This is a genomic window from Granulosicoccus antarcticus IMCC3135 (assembly GCF_002215215.1).
GTDB lineage: Bacteria > Pseudomonadota > Gammaproteobacteria > Granulosicoccales > Granulosicoccaceae > Granulosicoccus > Granulosicoccus antarcticus.
This window is the reverse complement of record NZ_CP018632.1, coordinates 6,405,016-6,422,941: the sequence shown is the minus strand read 5'-3', so window position 1 is coordinate 6,422,941 and position 17,926 is coordinate 6,405,016. Positions and strand designations below refer to the sequence as shown.

Here is a 17,926-nt window from a genome sequence, read left to right as displayed (position 1 = left end):
TGTCTAATATGGACATTCTGTCTGCCACAATCGTGAATCGCCCCTACCGCGTCGGATTTTTGCTGCTGGACGGTTTTTCTCTGATGTCCTATGCCTCCGCCATGGAGCCACTGCGAGCCTGCAATCTGCTGTCAGAGCATCCGCTCTACCAGATCTGCAACATGGCAGTGAAAGGTGCGTTTGCACGCAGTTCTTCCGATGCGTTGGTACCGGCCACACGCGCTCTACACAACCAGACTGAACTTGATCTGGTGCTGGTGGTCGCCGGTGGACATCCCTCAAGTCATCTCACGCCATCACTGATTCATTGGTTGCGGCAGCAGGCAGATAAGGGAATTCTGATCGGCGGCGTCTCAGCTGGCCCTCTGATTCTGGCTCGTGCGGGGATCATGGAGGGCCGCCGCATGACGGTCCACTGGGAGCATGCCCAGGAATTGGCAGAGGTGTCACCGAAACTGACCATTGAGCGTTCCCTGTATGTTCGGGATCGCGATCGTCTGACGTGTGCGGGAGGTTCTGCTGCGTTGGACATGATGCACGCCCTGATTACCGAACATCACGGGCCGGCACTTGCCCGACAGATCAGCGAATGGTTCATGCATACCGACATCAGGCCTGGCGAGCTGACTCAGCGTGCCAGTATTGCGGAAAGGTACAACATCGTGGACAGTGTCGTCATACAGAGCATCGAGGCAATGGAGAATCATCTGGCCGACCCTCTGGCACTGACTCAATTGGCCAGTCTGGCGGGACTGGGAGGCAGGCAGTTGAATCGGCACTTTCATCAACAGCTGGGCACAAGCACCATTGAGTTCTATCGACGCCTGCGACTGCAAAAGGCGCAAGAGCTATTGACATCAACCTCATGGTCGCTGGCAAATATTTCTGTGGCAACAGGCTTTGCCAATGGCGCGCACTTGAGCCGACTGTTCACACAGCACTATGGTCAATCACCCAGTCAAGCACGCTTGCAAGAAACCGGTAAAATCTGAGCATCGATAGACACACTTTGCACGGTTCTGGCACAGGAGTACAATTGCCGGTCTTGATCCAGGTGAGCAGTTTCCAGTGCGTATCAAAGTACCCGAACATCTAGTCCCTCTGGACAGCATTCTGCCAGAGGAACCACTGCTCATGATGGGTGCTGGTCCCGTACCCGTACCGGCTCGAGTGGCTGCGGCTAATGGCATCGTGATCAATCATCTGGGCGAGACCATGTCCCAGATTGTCGAGCAAGTTAAGTCGATGTCCCGTTATGTCTTTCAGACAGAGAACGGTCGCATACTTGGTGTGGCAGGTCCTGGTTCGGCTGCCATGGAGATGGCCGTCGCCAATCTGGTCAGGCCTGGTAGTCGGGTACTGAGCATCGTCAATGGTCTGTTCAGTGGTCGTCTGGCTGATATGGCGGAACGACTTGAAGCTGAAGTTACCCGTCTACCGGTGGGGGAGGGCCTGGCTGCCCAGCCTGAGCAAGTTGAAGAATATCTGCGTCAATACAAGCCACATGTTCTGACTATCGTGCAGGGGGAGACATCCAACACGACATGGAACCACCATCTGCCCGAAATTGCGCGTCTTGCTCATGAGCATGACTGCCTGATCATCGTTGATGCGGTGTGTACTCTCAGCACAATGCCACTGGATATGGATGAATGGAATATCGATGCTGTCATTACAGGTGGTCAGAAGGGTCTTTCTTGTATTCCGGGTGTGTCGCTGGTGGCGTTCTCCGAGCGTGCCTGGCAGTTCATTCAGAGCCGCAACGATACCTTGAAACACTGGTGCCTCGATGCGCGCCTGGCTAATCGCTTCTGGTATGAAAAGTCCTATCACTACACGGCACCGGTCTCCGGCATTCTTGCCTTGCATGAAGCTCTGCGTTTGATTTGCAATGAAACCCTGCCGGTTCGATTTCAGCGTCATATGCGCTGTTCAGAAGCGCTGCAGAACGGCGTGCAGGCCTTGGGCTTGTCGCTTTATGTGGAGAAGAGTGCCCGTCTGACATCGGTGCTTGGCATCCACGTACCTGACGGTATTGATGCAGGGGCGCTGCTCCAGTACATGTCAAAACGCTATCGCGTCGAGATATCCGGCTCGTTTGGTGCCAATATTGTCCGTATCGGGCAGATGGGTGAGCAGTGTCGTACTCATAATCTGTTTCGCACTTTGCACGCGCTGGGCAGCAGTCTTCAATCAATGGGCATGTCGCTTGATCTGCCCGCCGGAGTGGCGGCGCTTGAAGGCACTCTTGACGCTCATGAATTCGCCTAAACAGGCGTTTTCGAGGTGATTTGCTTGCGTTGGTACATGTCCTGATCGGCGTGATTGAGCAAGGTATCCAGATCATTGCCATCTTCGGGACATAGTGCCAGCCCGATTGCCGCTCCCGTCGTCATTATAGCGGCAGTCTCGCCAAATTCTGCCAATGATTGCAATGGTTCAGCCAGCACGATTTCCAGCTTGGTGCGCGCCTTGATTGCATCATTTCTGTCGGACACTTCATTGAGCATGACGATGAATTCATCACCGCCGTAGCGTGCAGCCAAGTCATCCAGGCGCAGGCTGGCTTCCAGTCGCTGACTGACTTCCACCAGTACCCGGTCACCCACTTCGTGACCATAACGGTCATTGATTGCCTTGAAACCGTTCAGATCGACAAACATCACCACGAACGGCAGGCTGTCACGTCGTCGTCGATTTTGAATGATGCGATCTTCAATGCGGCGGATGACGGCCTCTCGATTGGGAATGCCGGTCAAACGGTCGGTCAGCAGGCGTTCTTGCATGGCGGCGAATGATCTTGCCAGCTCACCGATACCATCTTTTCTGTGAACCGGGATGTTCGGAAACTTGTTGCCCTCACCTAGTGCCTTGGCAGCCTTGGCTAACTGACGAAGATCTCTGGAGATGATATTCAGGACCACCAGGCCGACGAGGGCGATCAGCGCGCAGACGGCCAGGGAGAGCCAGGCGGTACGTTGCACATTTTGTTCAACACTGTGCATGAAGTCGCTTCTGGGAACGGCCACCACGATCGTCCAGTCCAGTCCAGCCGAGTCGCGTAACATGAAATAGCCCGTTTGCACGATTTTGCCATCGGGACCTTCAAAAGAGCTGGTCATGGGTTTGGTTTGCGGACTATGCGGTTCTGATTGTTTGCGGAGAGATTGGAAGGCAGCGGCTAGCAGGGGATCGGAGCTCTGTGCGGCGTTGAGGCGGCTGTTATCGTTGTTTACGCCTGTCTGGATGTGCGGGCCTCGTGATGTTGCCACCAGATTGCCGTCAGGTTCTACGATAAAGGCAAAACCATTGGGCGTAAGCGTCAGGCTCCTGAGGAAGTCATTCAAAAGTTCCAGCGACACATCGGTTGCCACAACCCCCTGAAATTCCCCCTCTGCATTGTTGACTCGACGGGCTCTGGTGCTGACCAGTTCCAGTGTCTTGAAGTCTATGTAAATGGCGGTCCAGGTCTGTTCGGTCGTGCTTTGACCTGCCTTGTACCAAGGGCGTTCGCGAGGTTCGAAAATACGCTCCTCAGTTACCGGGGTTCCCAGTTGGCCGAAAATGCGAGAAAACGTGTAAATGGATCGCGGCGATTCGCCGTTGGTTCGCAGGCGTAGTTCGGCGTCTGTTTCATTGAATCGGTACAGCCCGATGAACTGTCCGTCCTTGTCACCGTAATAGGCATAATTGTTCGGATTACGATGGATGGTCGTGGCTAGCCAGAGGCGAGTGCGTAATGCAGTCAGATCATCCTTGACGGAAGTGGGAGGAAGCATATCGGTCGGAAAGGCTGTTTCCAGCACCGCCTCGGAACCCTCTATGTGCTTGTCAACCGCCTGCGCGATACGGCTCACGGTTTCGCTCAACGCGTAGTTGGACAAGGTGTTAACCGCATTGAGGCCCGCCAGGTAGGAAAGCAGGCCGATAATGGAGGCTGCGATCAGGACCAGGGCCACGTAGGGTATGGTTAACATCTGGCGCAGTGTTGCACCTGAGAGACCAATCATAGGTCCATGACGACTTAGTTTAGGGATTCGAGTGTTTCTAGGATAGCAGAGCAGGCGGGCATCAAAACGAGGAATATTGTCTTGCTTGCGTCAGGGCTTTGATCCCATCAGCACTCGTCCATCGACAGTTTTCATGCTTTCGGGGTGAATGGAACTGTATCCCCGAATCTCATGTTTACTACCTGTTCAGAAGAGCAAGATACCGGGTAGGTAGCTTTGGTATTCAATATACTTGAACTTTCCCAATAGTCCCCAATCATAGGCTTTGTCAACAAACTGGAGCGTCTGGAAGTGGCCTGAATCGTGAACGATCAGACACTTGAAAATAAGATTCTCAATCCCTAGTTTGTTGTTGTGCCGAGGTCTCTATGAGAGTCGGCGCACTAAATCATATTGCTTCTATTGGAGAATACTGTAATGAAGATCGATTTGACTCCCCTCTACGCAAACACAGTTGGTTTTGACCGATTTGGATCACTGCTCGACGCTGCGCTCAGCGCAGATCGTCAATCCGCGGGCTATCCCCCTTATGACATCGAACTGGTAGGCGAGAACAAGTACGCCATCACACTCGCAGTCGCAGGTTTCCAGGATAACGAAATTGATGTTCAGGTAGAGCTGGGCGTGTTGACTGTTCGGGGCAGAAAAGATGAAGCCAAAAAGGATTCACGTTATCTGCACCGTGGCATAGCGACCCGCTCCTTCGAGCGCAAGTTCAACCTGGCTGACCATGTCGAAGTCGTCAATGCTCAACTGGACAATGGCTTGCTGAAAATATCTCTGGTCAAGGAAATTCCTGAAGCTATGAAGCCACGCAAGATTCCGGTTGGTAATACAACTCAGGCAATCGAGAATGCCGTAGAGAGTTGATCGTGATCTCGGGTCTGTCTGCTGAGTTCCAGTAGCAGATTTTTTAAACCCGAGGCGGTGTCCATGAACACCGCCCCGGGCTGATTTAAAATAGTCTATGCATGCGCGATGCGCGGCATGCTCATAGGCTCTGACTTCAGCAGTCCCTGCACAAAATCCTGAAGCAAGGCCTTTTTGATGTTAGCTGCCGAGGGTAAATCCCATAGATTCTGCAGCTCGTCCGGGTCGGTTTCCAGATCAAACAATTCCCCGAACTCGCCTTCCTTATAGACTGTGATCTTGTAGCGCTTGCCGATATACGTCACCAGGTGAGGCATATGCGGATTGTGTCGATTCTCACAAAGTGCAAAATCACGAACTTCCGATTTTTCGCCTGTCCATACAGGAATCTGGGATATGCCCTGAAGATCATCGGGAGCCCCGAGCTCTGCGGCGTCCATAAAACTGGGTGTCAGATCTACCAGGCTTTGAATCGCCTCGCTGACTTTTCCTTCTGGGACCTTGCCTGGCCAGCGTACGATCATGGGAATGCGCAACATATCCTCATAGTGGAATGGTCCCTTGGCAACCAGGCCATGCTGGCCCAGAAAATGACCGTGATCGGTGGTAAACACCAATAGCGTGTTATCGGCTATGCCAAGCTCGTCCAGCCGGTCGAGGATTCTACCCACTTGCTGGTCGACAAAACTCATCATGCCGTAGTAGATGGCCATGTCCTTTCTAAGCGCATCCATCGAGTACAGATGGCTACCACAGCCGTGAGCCTCGAATGGGGTATGCCACTGCCCAAAATCCGGGTTGGTTTCCTGAGTCTTGGCGAAGTGGGGCCCATTACGGTCATGTTCTCCTGGCACCAACTGTCCCGGATTCATATCCTCGGGCTTGTACATGGATGCCCAGGGTTCGGGGACGACATAGGGGGGGTGAGGATCATGGAAGCTGGACCACAGGAAGAAAGGTTTTTCTGCTGCGGCGTGTTTGTCGATGAAGGCAAGGCTGCGTTCTGCTGTCCAGCGCGTGTAATGCAGATTCTCCGGTAGCTCCCAATGTCGCTGTTCGCGTGCCCAATAGGGGAGGCCGGTGCCTGTATCCGGGGCATGTTTGGCACTCTCGCCCGGTAGAGGCTGGAAATAGTCCCGCCAATTCATCAAGCCCTGTTCTTCGAGCCAGATTGCATAGTGCTGACCGACGTGACTTTCGTCAGCATGATTACGTGATAGCTCGATATGGTCGAAGCCATACCAGGGGCCATGAAAATTGCGCCAGAAATCCAGGTCACGCAGGGTTGGCTGTGCCTCCAGAGATTCGGAGCCAGGGCGGGAAGCCAGCGGTTGGAAATGAGCCTTGCCTATCAAACCGGTTTGATAACCTGCAGCTGATAGTTTGCTGCCAATCGTATCAACATTCTCATCAAGCTTGACGCCGATGGTCCAGGCGCCGTGATGAGACGGATACAGGCCGGTAATCATGCTGGCCCGTGACGGTGTGCAAACCGGGCTGGGGCAGTAGGCACGATTGAATCGTGTGCCTTCACGGCAAAGTCTGTCCAGATTGGGTGTCTTGATGTCCGAATTGACTGCGCCCAGGGCGTTGAAGTGCTGCTGATCTGTGGAAATCAGCAAGATATTGGTTTTATCGCTCATGGAGTTTTCAGTTTGAAGAGGATGCAAGCGAGAGGCTCAACCTTTGACCGCACCCGCTAGCCCATTGATGAAGTAGCGTTGCAGAACAATGAAAAGCAGAACGATAGGCAATACAGAGATGGTGGAGGCGGCGGCCATTCCTGACCAGTCGATCGATTGTTCACCCTTGAAGGCGTAGATGCCGACCGACAAGGTGCGGATGGCAGGGTTGGCCAGCGTGATGACCAATGGCAGCAGAAAATCATTCCAGGCATGCAGTACTTGCATGATGATCACGGTGACGACAATGGGCCGGGCCAGCGGTAACATGACATACCAGAAGGTCTTGAAGAAGCTGACGCCATCGACGATGGCAGCATCCTCGAGCTCGTCGGGCAATTGCTTGAAGTAACCGGCGAACAGCAGTACGTAGATCGTCATGGCATGGCCACTGGTTGCCAGCGTCAGACCCCAGAGACTGGTCGAGAGCCCAAGGAAACTGAGCATCTCGAAAATCGGAATGATGGTGAAACCCTGCGGTATGAAAACGGTGGCTACAAAAGCACCGATCAGCAATGACTTACCTCGAAAAGGATAACGCCCCAGTACATAGCCAAGTAGCGAGGTACAAATGGTAACGATGATCAGCGAGCCGACGGTGACCAGTACGGTATTGATGAAGTAGGAGCCCATATGGGCCTCTGTCCAGGCCCGTGAATAGTTTTCCACAACGGCGGACTCGGGTATGAGTCCGGTGCCCATGAATATTTCTGCTGTGGTTTTAAGGCTGGTTGAAATCATCCACAGAAAAGGGTAAATCCAGATACAACACAGAGCGGCCAATAACAGGCTGGTCACGGCAATATGTGTTGTAGGTTTCCGATCTCCGAAAACCAGACGTTTTGGCAGAGTGAGAAGTCTGTTCATCGGGATTTGCCTGAGTGGCGGGATATGAAGGCCTGCAGCAGCGTCAACATCATGATCAACAGGCCAAAGAGCACGCCGGCGGCGGCAGCGTAGCCAAGCTGGGTACGTGTGCCTTCCGCTGTTGCAAACGCCGAGCGATAGATGAAGATCTCGATGACTTCCGAGGAGAAGAAGGGCCCGCCGTTAGTCATGCTCATGATGAGCGGAAAGACGTTCAGGGCTCCCACTGCAGATATCAGGAATATGACCAGTGCAAAGGGGCGGATGATAGGAAAAACAATGAGAAGCAACAGGCGGCCACCCTTGCAGTTGTCAAGCTTTGCGGCTTCATAGACATCATCGGGGACGGTTTGTAATGCGGCAAGCCAGTAGATCATCGTAAGCCCCAGCCACTTCCAGACATAGACCATGACCAGGGAGGGCATGACGGTACTGGAGGAGCCCAGAAAGTCGATGGGGCGTGTCACCAGGCCCAGATCCAGCAACAAGCCGTTGATCGGTCCATTGAATGGACTCAGCAGAAAAGTCCATACAATGCCGATGACAGCCACAGGGGTCACAACGGGCAGAAATATCAGGGTCCGAAATACATTCGACAACTTCAGCATCTGGTTGTTCAGCAACACAGCCAACCACAAGGAGATGAACATCTGTAGGGGGACCGTGCCCAGTAGAAAGATCAGCGATCGTTTGAACGCGCCCCAGAAAAAGGGGTCGCTCAGCAGTCGGGTGAAGTTATCCAGGCCGACAAAAATGCGTGGGGAGTTGAATCCTGACCAGTCGTACAGGGCATAGTAGCCTGCCGCCAGAATCGGGTAGAAAGTAAACATGCCGGCCAATACCAGTCCGGGCACCATCGCCAGATACAGGGCGCGCGGATTTCGTCTCAGGTTGGACACGGCATGATTCTCAGCTGGTTAGTGGTGAGTTGAACGGAGCTTGATCAATAATCCTTGCTGCCAAAATCCTTGGCAGGATCCCAGTTGGCAAACACCAGATCGTCACGAGATACATCCGTGCCATTAGCCCGGACCTTGTCAAAGGCCTGGTCCATGGCATCCTCGTAGCTGACCTTGAGTGCTTTCATCTGTTTGGCAACATCAGTCAGCTGGCCACCCACCAATCCCTGTACGGTCAGGGCAAAGCTCTGGTCAGGTGCCTGGAATGCGCTGGCCACTTCAGCCAGAGCCGGTGTGCCAACAACCGGGTTGGGCCCGACACGGATCTGTTCGTTGAATTGCTGGAGTATCGCCTTGGCGCGCACGGACATATCTGCCTTTTCGATAGCTTCCGGCATGATGGGCGGGTCACCGGCGCCCACGATATTGGCCCAGGCAATCTGTCCTTCCAGAGTGCCTAGATAATGGAAGATATCGCCGGCGATGGCGCCGTTCTGAGACCCGCTCCACAACCACATGGTGTTGGTGGTGGTGGCACCCTGACCAATTGTCAGCATGCTGGCAGGACCCTCGTCCGGCAGTGGCGCTGAGCCGATACCGAAGTCGAAGTCCGGGTTCTGGCTTTCCCAGGTGGGGATGTTCCACGGTCCCTGAAGAATCATTCCTGCAGCGCCCTGTGGCATGAATGCGCGAGCCTGCGGGGCATTGACGCCCATGACGCCGGGGAACATGCTGCCATCCTTTTGCAAGGCGATGAGTAGTTCAACCGCCTCTATATACTGATCACTGTCGAATACGAACTGTCCAGTGCGAAAATCGATATCAGCTTCGATCACGCTGTCGGCGCCTGCACTGGCACCGGCGAGTCTGCCAATATCCCGTGTGATGGCAGCCCAACGGCCAATCTGGCTCCCACCCAGAATAAAACCGAAGTAGCGGCCCTTGCCATTTTGCGTGATCTTCAGCGCCGCCTCTCTGAACTCGCTGTGTGTCAGCGCTTTTTGTTCAGGGTCGAAGCCGGCGTCGTGCAGGTAGGCACGGTTGAATAACAAGTGTGTGGTTTGACGTTTGTTGGAGGTGAAGGGCAAACCGTAGGTCTTGCCGTCGAACACGTTGATGCCCGGCAGAAACGCACCTTCAGGAAAGCCTGCCTTCCAGGTTTCGATATCTGGGATGAAATCATCGTAGGGCTGAACCCAGCCTTCGCGCACCGCATCGGCAGGGTTCGAGTTCTGTGGCAGTACAAAAACATCATGAGCGGTCTTGTTACGGACGCCAAGGGGGACAACTTTGGCAATCTCGTTCCAGGGCAGGGGGTCATAGACGATTTCAACACCTCTTTCGCGTGCGTACTGTTCGAAGAAAGCTTTGAAGAAAACTGCTTTCTGGTCGCCACTGTCGATCCAGCGTAGAACGCTGTCGGGTGTCAGATCATTGATTGAAGGTGGCAGGGTGGCGGCTGACTGTGCAAACAGTGACTCCGCTCCTGCACCCAGCCCGACTGCACCGACTGCCATCTGCTGAATGAAACGGCGGCGAGAGGCTGACATGGGGTATTCGCTCGACATGGTGTATTCCTGCGGCTCCTGAGTGGTGATAGAAAAATGCCATGAGCGACAAATAAAATCCAATCACATATTATGTGGTATTGATAACGAAACGTTATCAGTGTCATGATCGCTCTTACATAAAGGTTTGTTGATGTTTGCCAATCTCCAGGCACTGCGAAGGCTGGTTGCCATTGCCGATTGCGGTACTGTGCACGCTGCGGCAGAAATGCTGTCATTGACGCAACCGGCTCTGTCGCGTTCCATTCGTCTACTCGAGGAGGAATGGAATGTACAGTTGTTCGAACGCCATCCTCGTGGACTCCGACTGACGCCATTTGGTGAGCGAGCCTGCCAGCATGCCCGTCATTTGTTACGCGAGTGCCAACTGGCAGAGGACGACCTGACGGCTCTGAGCGGAGGTGGAATGGGGCTGATACGGTTGGCAGGGGCTCCCGTCTGGATGTCAACTATCCTGCCTCAGGTGATCGTCGACATGCACGAGCTTTATCCGGACTTGCAGATACAGCTCAGCTCCATGAAGTTCACGGTAGCCCTCGAAGAGCTGGATAATGGCGGGCTGGATATCTATTGTGGTGGTTTTCAGAAAACCGAGAAAATGCCCTCGTTTCTGGTTAGCCAGCCATTGTTCGGTACACGGTTGAATGTGGTCGCACGCAAGGGGCATCCGATCCTGTCCAGGCCGCTGGCTCGACTGGATCCGCTGCTGGATTACCCCTGGGTCTCCTATATGAGCGATCGAGCCTATTTGGGCATGCTCATGGACAAGGTCCAGGCGGCAACCGGGCAACGCAAGGAGGCTGTCGTATTCTGCGATTCGATGCTCGCTGCGCTGAATCTGCTGAACAATGGCAATTATCTGGCTTTTTTGCCAAGTACCTTCATAACGCTGATGCCCGGTTTTGATCTGCAGATCATCAGTACAGACATCGCCGAGGTGGGGTTTGATTCGGGCATCATCTTCCGGCGCAGTCTGGAGCGAAGCCTGGTGCTGGATGCCTTCCAGTCATCCATCAGGAACCGTCTGGCTGAAGGCTCGTTTGATCCCCTGTTGAGTACGCAGGCGGATTGACTCTCTGAGCGCTCGTATCCTCAATGACTGGGGGTATCGTGAGGCCACACGTAAACCTCTGAGCATGAGAATTGCTGTAGTCTGGCCAGAAACACTGTATGTAACAACAGTTATCTGACCATGAACAAGCAGCAACAAGATTTTCTGGAGCGCCTGGCATTGCGCATCCCCCCATTGTTTGAAGCCATTGCTCAGGGTAATGTCAAGAGCGAGTACATCATGGGTGTGAGGGATGTCAGTGGCCGCCAGGTGAGGCTCAAGCTGGTCGCCGAGGTGGTGGACTGCGGAGCCAATCCACTGGCCACACATAGTCAGATGCAGCCGACCAGAGAAAGCCGGCTGAGATCAGTTGATATGGGCGGACAGGGAGACGACAGCAATAAGGCCGCAACGACAGACAAGAGATAAGTCTGCCCGTCAATGAGGTGAGCGGGCAGCTTGCAGTTCAGAGCTGAGAGAATTTATCGTCGTCAGTCCAGCCCCGATTGATGGCAAACAACACCAGACCGAGCACTAGAATGGAGACGGCTGCATAGAACAGGCTGCCGCCATCACTTTTCCCCTCGTGCAGCACCTCCACTCCCAATGGTGATACCAGGTGGAAGAAGGCGGCACCGGCCATGACAGCAGAGGCCATCAGCCCACCTATCATGTGAAATCTGCGGCGGGTTACGCCGAAGAAGGAGCCGTTCAGGCGGGATATGACCCACAACAAGGCGGGTAGCAGTAATACGATGGAAGTCAGTAATTCGAAACTACCGATGACATACCCCCCCAGTTCAGTGAACAAATTGCCGATACCCGTGCCGAGGAACGTGCCTAACCAGTCTCCGATGGTGCCGAATATGTGCTGGGTGTCCGGGTGCTGAGTGAACTTGTAGGGCAGAGAGCTCAAAAAGACATAGCACATCCATAAAGCGATGGCCCAGGAGACGACAGCACGCGCGTATTTCATGATTCAGAGCTCAAAGGCAGTGGCTAGAACAGTTTAGAGACTACCACGCAGACAATTAGTTTCAGAACGCCGTCGAGGCCCTGCCCGGTGGGGCACGGCGCTCTGTTTGAGCTGGGCTTGTATGCGGGGTCAGTCTCAGGCGTAACGTTCGTGCTCGATGAACTTGTCAGCGACGTTGAGGAAGTTGATTTGATAGGTGCCACTGGCAATTTCGGATTTCAGCCGTTCGACCTTGACGGTGTCGAAGCGCCGATTACTGACCTTGGGTTTGCTGCTGGTTTTGGCCTTTGCAACCGGTTTCTTTACCTCCGTATCAGCGAGTTGGGGGGGCTCTTCTTCTTTTTGTGCTGCAGTCGACTTGGTCGACGGGCCTGATTTTGAGCGCTTCTTTCGTGCATCATCCAGTTTCGAGACATTACTGCTCGACTTTCCGCTCTTGGATAGAGCCATTTTGTTCGTCCTCTTCGCAATCCTTTGGCCAGCACCTCTGCCGATGACTAGCCGGATTATTCTAGTTTTTATGTTTAGCCGTCCGGATTCTGACTGGAAAGAACGGTTTCGTAGACGGGTATGTACTTGAAACCGTTCAGTCTGTCCGTATCTAGGCCGGATAAACCAAGGGATCGGCGTGGTCGTTTTATTATGTAACCCCAAATTGCTGGACACACGGACAGGTCACAAAGCATGAGGTCATAATCGGAGCCAGGGCCATTAAGTTCAATGAAAAGCTTGAACCGATCTGAATTACGCCATTGCTGACAAAAAACCGACGGCGTCCTGACGGGTGTCAATGGTTGCGAAAAGCTGTGATTTGCTCGTCAATTCTTTGTCTTCTGTAAACTGTCTTCTATCCTCTGGGAGTCCTTTTTAAACTTCGACACGGCCGCAATGCGGAGAGCGTCAAAATGAGTGCAAGAAAAGAAATCCGAAAAATCCTGATTCTGGATCAGGACGCTGACAATGCCCAACGTCTCTCACACCAGTTGGAGTTCATCGAGTACGAAGCGAAATCGCTTAGTTCACCAGAGCTGCTTGACAGCATGGGTGACCTGTCAGACTACGCCTCCATACTCGTGGCCAATTTCCATGGCATCGTCCCGTGGGCGGAAAAGCTGCGCGCCAGCCATGAGAACTTCCCACCACTGGTGCTGCTACTGGGCAGCCAGCCGGCCGATATATCGCAAGAGGAGATCGATACCCATTTTGTGGGTTGTCTGAAATCCCCGGTTCGTTTTGCGACCTTGTCCGACATCCTGCATCGCTCCAAAGTGCGTGGTCCGGCCAATTCGGCCGCACCGGCGAAGGAGGGCACGCAGAACCCCGAACTGTTCCGCTCTCTGGTCGGCAACAGCCGGTCTGTGCAGCGAGTTCGCAAGATGATCGACCAGGTTGCTCCCACTGAAGCAACCGTTCTGATACTGGGCGAGTCTGGTACCGGTAAGGAAGTGGTGGCGCGTAACATTCACTACTACTCGAACCGGCGCAACAAGCCCTTTGTCCCCATTAACTGCGGGGCTATTCCCGGCGAGTTGCTGGAGAGCGAACTGTTCGGTCATGAAAAAGGATCCTTCACCGGTGCTGTTGGCGCTCGTCAGGGTCGTTTCGAAATGGCAGAAGGCGGTACCATCTTTCTTGACGAGATCGGTGACATGCCTCTGGCCATGCAGGTAAAGCTGTTGAGAGTGATCCAGGAACGTTCATTTGAACGTGTTGGCAGTAACAAGAGCATCAAGAGTGATGTGCGCATCGTGGCGGCAACCCATCGCGATCTGGAAGTACTCATCGAAGATGGGCGCTTTCGCGAGGATCTTTTTTATCGACTGAATGTATTCCCCATCGAGATGCCACCATTGAGCAGCCGTGCCGAGGATCTGCCACTGCTGGTCAATGAGCTGATCACCCGTCTGGAGCACGAGAAGAAGTCCTCGGTACGGTTGACGCCTGCCGCGCTGATGGCACTGTGCAACTATGACTGGCCGGGTAATGTGCGTGAACTTGCCAATCTGATGGAAAGGCTGACGATCCTGCATCCCTATGGCGTTGTCGATGCGGGTGATCTACCACCCAAGATGGCACCTCATGGACGTGCTCATAATGATAGTCAGGCTGACTCGGATGTCAGCACTACCAGCGCCACGACGAGCACGGCCAGTGTTCTGCCGATGGTCTCAGGGATGCCGGCTGTGCCTTTGAACAACAAGCCAAGACTGCCGCGTGAAGGTATCGATCTGAAGCAGCACCTGACTGATATCGAAATCAGTCTGATCGAACAGGCGCTGGATGAATGTTCCGGGGTGGTGGCTCACGCTGCGAACCGGTTGAAGATCCGACGCACCACGTTGGTCGAGAAAATGCGCAAGTACAGCATTCAACGCCCCGAAGAGGTGTCGTAAGTCTGACAAAGGCGGTACCAGAGCTGCGTCGGGTTTCCGGCTAACAGCTCTGGGACCACCTCGGTTGCCGGTTCAGTACTGTATGTAGCTGCCATCTACGCTCCATGCCAGCAGTAGCGATCCGAGAATCAGGCCTCACAGGATAGGTGCTGGTTCACATCCAATTTGAGGGATGCTTCCCAAAACGCATCATTTACCCCTTGCCAGTGCCGAGACTGACGGTTAGCTGGCTCTTGGTGGTTCGAGACTTGCTCCCAGACAGCTTGAAACCGTGTCGTTATGTCATCCTGCCACTGGGCTGATGTCGACACGAACTGTCGAGGAAGTTAGCGTTGATCTCTTACCAGTCCACCTTGCGGGTTATTGCCCGGTGAATTTCCAGCTACCACCACAGCTGTCACAGCACCGTCGGCCGGTGCAGACGATCGCCGTTGCCGGTGGCAAAGGTGGTGTTGGCAAGTCCAACGTGGCAGTCAATCTGGCTGCGGCACTGGGAGTGGTTGATCATGAAGTCCTGCTGGTCGATGGCGACCTTGAGCTGGGCAACATTGATCGTCTTCTGAACTTGCGTCCCACACATACCCTGATCGACGTATTCGCAGGAACTTGCCAGCTTGACGAGGTGGTTCTGCAGGGGCCTGTCGGTGTCTCTGTCATACCCAGTGCCAGTGGTGCTGTGGGTATGTCACATCTGTCGAATGTCCAGCACGCAGGCCTTATCGGGCTTTTCAGTGAGTTGCCCACCGAGGCTGACACATTGATAGTGGATATTGCTACGGGGCTCTCAGAGAGTGTTGTGAGCTTCTGTCGCGCTGTCAGGGAAGTCATCATAGTGGTCGTTGATGAGCCACCAGCATTACAGGACGCCTTTTCTACCATACGGGCGTTACACGAACGTTGCCACGTCAGACGTTTTCGAGTGGTGGCTAACAAAACTGAAAGTTCTCGTCATGGCCTGGATCTTTATGCGGCTCTGAGTGATCTGACAGATAAACACCTGGATGTCCTGCTCGATTATTGCGGGTCTATTCCGCTTGATACACATTTGAAGCAGGCGGTTCGCCAGCAACGCGCGGTTGTCGAAGCATTTCCTCGCTCAGCCTCCGCACTGGCATTTCGCAAGCTTGCAACCAGAGTCGCACGCTGGCCACAGCCTCAGACGCCCTGTGGGCATATCGAATTTTTCGTAGAGCGACTTATTGAAGTCGCCGACGGTACACGGTGAGAGAAGAGTCCGTATGAATGCACACGCGATGTACAACGAAGTTACCACGGTTGATCCGGATGGGGTCGTTGCCGCCAACGCCAATCTGGTCAAGCGAATAGCGTTTCATCTGATGAATCGCCTGCCTCCCAGTGTTCAGGCCGAAGACTTGATACAGGCCGGGATGATCGGCCTGCTGGAGGCACACAAACATTACGACAAGTCGCAGGGCGCAAGCTTTGAGACCTATGCCGGGATCCGGGTACGGGGGGCCATGCTTGACGAAATACGTCGTTCGGACTGGACGCCTCGCTCGGTGCATCGCAAGTCGCGCGAAGCTGCCGAGGTGTTACGTGACATCGAACAAGGCAGTGGACGTGAGGCCAAGGCGAAAGTGGTTGCCGATAAACTGGGCATCGCGCTGTCGGCCTATCATCTGATACTCACTGAAAGTTCGGCTGCTCATATATTCAGCTTCGATCAACCTGATGAGCATACCGGCGAGACGATCGCTTTGCCGCAAAGTGCCGAGGCCAGTCCAGGCGACCAGGTCGAGTATCAATCCTTTCGCGAAGCTCTGGCAATGTCGATCAAGAACTTACCTGAGCGTGAAGCACTCGTCATGTCGCTGTACTACGATGATGATCTGAATCTTCGAGAAATCGGCGATATTCTGGGCGTCAGTGAATCGAGGGTTTGTCAGATTCATGGTCAGGCTCTGGTTCGCCTGAAGGCACGCATGACTGAATGGACAATGAAGTAGGTCACTATTATGGTCACTGATGAATCTCAATGGTATGTGCAGAAAGGCTCCCGCGTTCAGGGTCCCTTTTCGACGACAGAAGTCGGACGTTTTTTGCTGCTGGGGCGCGTCAGGAATACCGATCGTGTCAGCCGCGACGGCGAACTCTGGGAGCCGGTAACGCAGGTGCCCGAACTGATTCCCGAAGAACTCCTGAATCTACAGTCAGACGATGGCTGGAATACATTTCTGAAAGTGCGCGAAGGCGAAGATGAGCGCCGCAGTGACACCGTTGTCAAACAAGAGCGTCGAACCTTTCCCGACCCGGTGCCGCAACAACTGCGTGACGAATGGCAGGCGCCGCCGCCGCCCATGTCACAAAGTGTGCTGCCGTGGTCATTATTGGGAATTACCCTGGCCGCTCTGGGAGTGGTTCTCTACCTGAATGCGGTCGTTGGTGTAACGGGGTAGTTCATTTTTGTGAATAGTCCAGTTCTTTTTTGGTCCACTGCTTGCAGGATTATGCTTCCCTGAATCCTCTATCCTGACGTGGTTTTCATGATCGCTCTCAGTTCGAAGCAGACCGCAGTAACCCCATCCGATATCCTGAGCCAACAGCGCCTGGATACTCAGTTGAAGCAACTTGAGTTCAACGCCTTGCTATTTCGCAAGCTGGACCTCGAACGCTTGTTCGAATGTCTGCTGACGGAAGGGCAGAGTTTCGTAAAATTTGACGGGTTGCAATATCTGGCCGCTGATCGCGGCGTGGATATCATGCTCGGATTCAGTCGTCAGCACCGTCAACGCTTCGAATTGAAGCTGGGTGAGCACTCATTGGGTGAAGTCATCCTGATGCGCTCCAGGGCCTTCACGGCACGTGACGCACGCGACGCTGAACGTTTGGCGGAAAGTCTTGTGTATCCGCTGGACAATGCTCTTGAGCATCACAAAGCCATCATGAAGGTAACAACCGATCCTGCGACCGGGCTGCGCAATCAGCTGGCGCTGGACGATATGCTGCCCAGAGAGATCCGGCTGGTGCGTCGGGTTGAGCAGCCCTTGTCTGTGATCCTGCTCTCAGTTGATTATCTGGATTCGATTGCATCGGATCATGGCGAAGCCGTTGGCAAGGATGCATGGCTTTCGGTTGCCACCACTCTGAGTGGTCGACTGCGCCAGAGCGATCTGATCTTTCGCAGCGATGACGATAACTTCTGCATCCTGCTCAACCAGACTGATCTGGAGGGAGCTCTGATACTGGCAGAGCGTTTGCGGCAGGTGGTGGATCACTGTGTCAGTTTCGACAATGTGCAGTTTGTTCTGACAGCGAATGCGGGTGTCACTGAATTGAGTGAGGCCGATGATGCTGTTTCGGTACTGGCCAGAGCCGGCGAGGCACTGCGCGTAGCGAGTGAGCTGGGGCCTAATCAGGTACGTGCCATCGCGGCTGAGGTTGTCTGCGAGAACGATGATTCAAAAGAATTCTGATTTTTTTCACAACAAATGCACACAGCCTCTTTTTTTTGCGTATACTACGGTCCTTCGAAGGCGTCGGGTAACACCGGCAACACAGCGTCCCCTTCGTCTAGTGGCCTAGGACACCGCCCTTTCACGGCGGTAACAGGGGTTCGAGTCCCCTAGGGGACGCCATCTTTCGTTGCGAT

At 54.0% G+C, this 17,926-nt stretch carries 17 protein-coding genes and 1 tRNA gene; 11 read left to right on the top strand and 7 right to left on the bottom strand.

The features are described 5' to 3' along the window. The first annotated feature begins 8 nt into the window (after positions 1-8). Together IMCC3135_RS27725 and IMCC3135_RS27720 are read left to right on the top strand one after the other, a co-directional pair. Positions 9-992, top strand: coding sequence for a GlxA family transcriptional regulator (locus tag IMCC3135_RS27725; RefSeq protein WP_205737740.1), 984 nt, complete (start codon positions 9-11; stop codon positions 990-992). A 76-nt stretch (positions 993-1,068) separates the two neighbouring features. Continuing rightward, positions 1,069-2,271 (top strand): pyridoxal-phosphate-dependent aminotransferase family protein, encoded by a 1,203-nt coding sequence (locus tag IMCC3135_RS27720; RefSeq protein WP_088920547.1) that lies wholly within the window; start codon positions 1,069-1,071, stop codon positions 2,269-2,271. Here IMCC3135_RS27720 and IMCC3135_RS27715 read toward each other — a convergent pair. Next, positions 2,268-4,010 carry a sensor domain-containing diguanylate cyclase gene (locus tag IMCC3135_RS27715; protein WP_088920546.1) on the bottom strand — a complete coding sequence of 581 codons (1,743 nt, stop codon included), beginning with the start codon at positions 4,008-4,010 and terminating at the stop codon, positions 2,268-2,270. The two genes, IMCC3135_RS27720 and IMCC3135_RS27715, sit on opposite strands and share 4 nt — an antisense overlap. A gap of 417 nt (positions 4,011-4,427) precedes the next feature. On the opposite strand from IMCC3135_RS27715, the gene IMCC3135_RS27710 reads away from it, so the two are divergent. Continuing rightward, the gene (locus tag IMCC3135_RS27710) at positions 4,428-4,880 is read left to right on the top strand and encodes an Hsp20 family protein (protein ID WP_088920545.1); all 453 of its coding nucleotides are present in this window, start codon (positions 4,428-4,430) and stop codon (positions 4,878-4,880) included. Positions 4,881-4,975: 95 nt separating this feature from the next. On the opposite strand, the gene IMCC3135_RS27705 is transcribed toward IMCC3135_RS27710, so the two are convergent. Genes IMCC3135_RS27705 through IMCC3135_RS27690 form a run of 4 tightly spaced genes read right to left on the bottom strand, consistent with a single transcriptional unit; the run spans position 4,976 to position 9,896 of the window. After that, entirely contained in the window at positions 4,976-6,523 is a 1,548-nt protein-coding gene (locus tag IMCC3135_RS27705) for a sulfatase family protein (protein WP_088920544.1), read from the bottom strand. A 36-nt stretch (positions 6,524-6,559) separates the two neighbouring features. Continuing rightward, entirely contained in the window at positions 6,560-7,429 is an 870-nt protein-coding gene (locus tag IMCC3135_RS27700) for a carbohydrate ABC transporter permease (RefSeq protein WP_088920543.1), read from the bottom strand. Then, entirely contained in the window at positions 7,426-8,328 is a 903-nt protein-coding gene (locus IMCC3135_RS27695; protein WP_205737739.1) for a carbohydrate ABC transporter permease, read from the bottom strand. Before IMCC3135_RS27695 ends, IMCC3135_RS27700 begins: the two co-directional genes overlap by 4 nt. A 44-nt stretch (positions 8,329-8,372) precedes the next feature. Next, positions 8,373-9,896 (bottom strand): ABC transporter substrate-binding protein, encoded by a 1,524-nt coding sequence (locus tag IMCC3135_RS27690; RefSeq protein WP_088920542.1) that lies wholly within the window; start codon positions 9,894-9,896, stop codon positions 8,373-8,375. A gap of 133 nt (positions 9,897-10,029) precedes the next feature. Between IMCC3135_RS27690 and IMCC3135_RS27685 the strand changes: the two genes are divergently transcribed. Together IMCC3135_RS27685 and IMCC3135_RS27680 are read left to right on the top strand one after the other, a co-directional pair. Then, positions 10,030-10,968 carry a LysR family transcriptional regulator gene (locus IMCC3135_RS27685; RefSeq protein ID WP_088920541.1) on the top strand — a complete coding sequence of 313 codons (939 nt, stop codon included), beginning with the start codon at positions 10,030-10,032 and terminating at the stop codon, positions 10,966-10,968. A 120-nt stretch (positions 10,969-11,088) separates the two neighbouring features. Then, a complete protein-coding gene (locus IMCC3135_RS27680; protein ID WP_088920540.1) occupies positions 11,089-11,376 on the top strand; it encodes a hypothetical protein in 288 nt (95 codons plus the stop codon). Between the two features lie 37 nt (positions 11,377-11,413). Here the strand turns inward: IMCC3135_RS27680 and IMCC3135_RS27675 are convergent, their stop codons facing one another. Both IMCC3135_RS27675 and IMCC3135_RS27670 read right to left on the bottom strand, forming a co-directional pair. Continuing rightward, a complete protein-coding gene (locus IMCC3135_RS27675) occupies positions 11,414-11,923 on the bottom strand; it encodes a hypothetical protein (protein WP_088920539.1) in 510 nt (169 codons plus the stop codon). Between the two features lie 135 nt (positions 11,924-12,058). Next, positions 12,059-12,373, bottom strand: coding sequence for a flagellar biosynthesis anti-sigma factor FlgM (locus tag IMCC3135_RS27670; RefSeq protein WP_088920538.1), 315 nt, complete (start codon positions 12,371-12,373; stop codon positions 12,059-12,061). A 455-nt stretch (positions 12,374-12,828) separates the two neighbouring features. Here IMCC3135_RS27670 and IMCC3135_RS27665 point away from each other — a divergent pair, with 455 nt between their 5' ends. The 6 genes from IMCC3135_RS27665 to IMCC3135_RS27640 all read left to right on the top strand — a co-directional run bounded on the left by IMCC3135_RS27665 (position 12,829) and on the right by IMCC3135_RS27640 (position 17,912). Continuing rightward, the gene (locus tag IMCC3135_RS27665) at positions 12,829-14,316 is read left to right on the top strand and encodes a sigma-54 dependent transcriptional regulator (protein ID WP_088920537.1); all 1,488 of its coding nucleotides are present in this window, start codon (positions 12,829-12,831) and stop codon (positions 14,314-14,316) included. 301 nt (positions 14,317-14,617) lie between these two features. After that, on the top strand, positions 14,618-15,541 hold the full coding sequence (locus IMCC3135_RS27660; protein ID WP_088920536.1) for a MinD/ParA family ATP-binding protein: 924 nt from the start codon (positions 14,618-14,620) through the stop codon (positions 15,539-15,541). Between the two features lie 13 nt (positions 15,542-15,554). Beyond that, complete coding sequence (locus tag IMCC3135_RS27655) at positions 15,555-16,283, top strand: RNA polymerase sigma factor FliA (RefSeq protein WP_088920535.1); 729 nt, start codon at positions 15,555-15,557, stop codon at positions 16,281-16,283. 9 nt (positions 16,284-16,292) lie between these two features. After that, positions 16,293-16,733 carry a DUF4339 domain-containing protein gene (locus tag IMCC3135_RS27650; protein WP_088920534.1) on the top strand — a complete coding sequence of 147 codons (441 nt, stop codon included), beginning with the start codon at positions 16,293-16,295 and terminating at the stop codon, positions 16,731-16,733. 87 nt (positions 16,734-16,820) lie between these two features. Beyond that, a complete protein-coding gene (locus tag IMCC3135_RS27645) occupies positions 16,821-17,750 on the top strand; it encodes a GGDEF domain-containing protein (RefSeq protein WP_088920533.1) in 930 nt (309 codons plus the stop codon). A gap of 86 nt (positions 17,751-17,836) precedes the next feature. Further along, positions 17,837-17,912, top strand: a tRNA-Glu gene (locus IMCC3135_RS27640). Positions 17,913-17,926: the final 14 nt, after the last annotated feature.

Excerpts from the sequence above, each read along its gene's own strand:
- IMCC3135_RS27725 (WP_205737740.1), top strand. The coding sequence starts at position 9 with ATGGACATTCTGTCTGCCACAATCGTGAATCGCCCCTACCGCGTCGGA.
- IMCC3135_RS27715 (WP_088920546.1), bottom strand. The coding sequence starts at position 4,010 with ATGATTGGTCTCTCAGGTGCAACACTGCGCCAGATGTTAACCATACCC.
- IMCC3135_RS27710 (WP_088920545.1), top strand. The coding sequence starts at position 4,428 with ATGAAGATCGATTTGACTCCCCTCTACGCAAACACAGTTGGTTTTGAC.
- IMCC3135_RS27705 (WP_088920544.1), bottom strand. The coding sequence starts at position 6,523 with ATGAGCGATAAAACCAATATCTTGCTGATTTCCACAGATCAGCAGCAC.
- IMCC3135_RS27700 (WP_088920543.1), bottom strand. The coding sequence starts at position 7,429 with ATGAACAGACTTCTCACTCTGCCAAAACGTCTGGTTTTCGGAGATCGG.
- IMCC3135_RS27690 (WP_088920542.1), bottom strand. The coding sequence starts at position 9,896 with ATGTCGAGCGAATACCCCATGTCAGCCTCTCGCCGCCGTTTCATTCAG.
- IMCC3135_RS27685 (WP_088920541.1), top strand. The coding sequence starts at position 10,030 with ATGTTTGCCAATCTCCAGGCACTGCGAAGGCTGGTTGCCATTGCCGAT.
- IMCC3135_RS27680 (WP_088920540.1), top strand. The coding sequence starts at position 11,089 with ATGAACAAGCAGCAACAAGATTTTCTGGAGCGCCTGGCATTGCGCATC.
- IMCC3135_RS27675 (WP_088920539.1), bottom strand. The coding sequence starts at position 11,923 with ATGAAATACGCGCGTGCTGTCGTCTCCTGGGCCATCGCTTTATGGATG.
- IMCC3135_RS27670 (WP_088920538.1), bottom strand. The coding sequence starts at position 12,373 with ATGGCTCTATCCAAGAGCGGAAAGTCGAGCAGTAATGTCTCGAAACTG.
- IMCC3135_RS27665 (WP_088920537.1), top strand. The coding sequence starts at position 12,829 with ATGAGTGCAAGAAAAGAAATCCGAAAAATCCTGATTCTGGATCAGGAC.
- IMCC3135_RS27660 (WP_088920536.1), top strand. The coding sequence starts at position 14,618 with ATGTCGACACGAACTGTCGAGGAAGTTAGCGTTGATCTCTTACCAGTC.
- IMCC3135_RS27655 (WP_088920535.1), top strand. The coding sequence starts at position 15,555 with ATGAATGCACACGCGATGTACAACGAAGTTACCACGGTTGATCCGGAT.
- IMCC3135_RS27650 (WP_088920534.1), top strand. The coding sequence starts at position 16,293 with ATGGTCACTGATGAATCTCAATGGTATGTGCAGAAAGGCTCCCGCGTT.
- IMCC3135_RS27645 (WP_088920533.1), top strand. The coding sequence starts at position 16,821 with ATGATCGCTCTCAGTTCGAAGCAGACCGCAGTAACCCCATCCGATATC.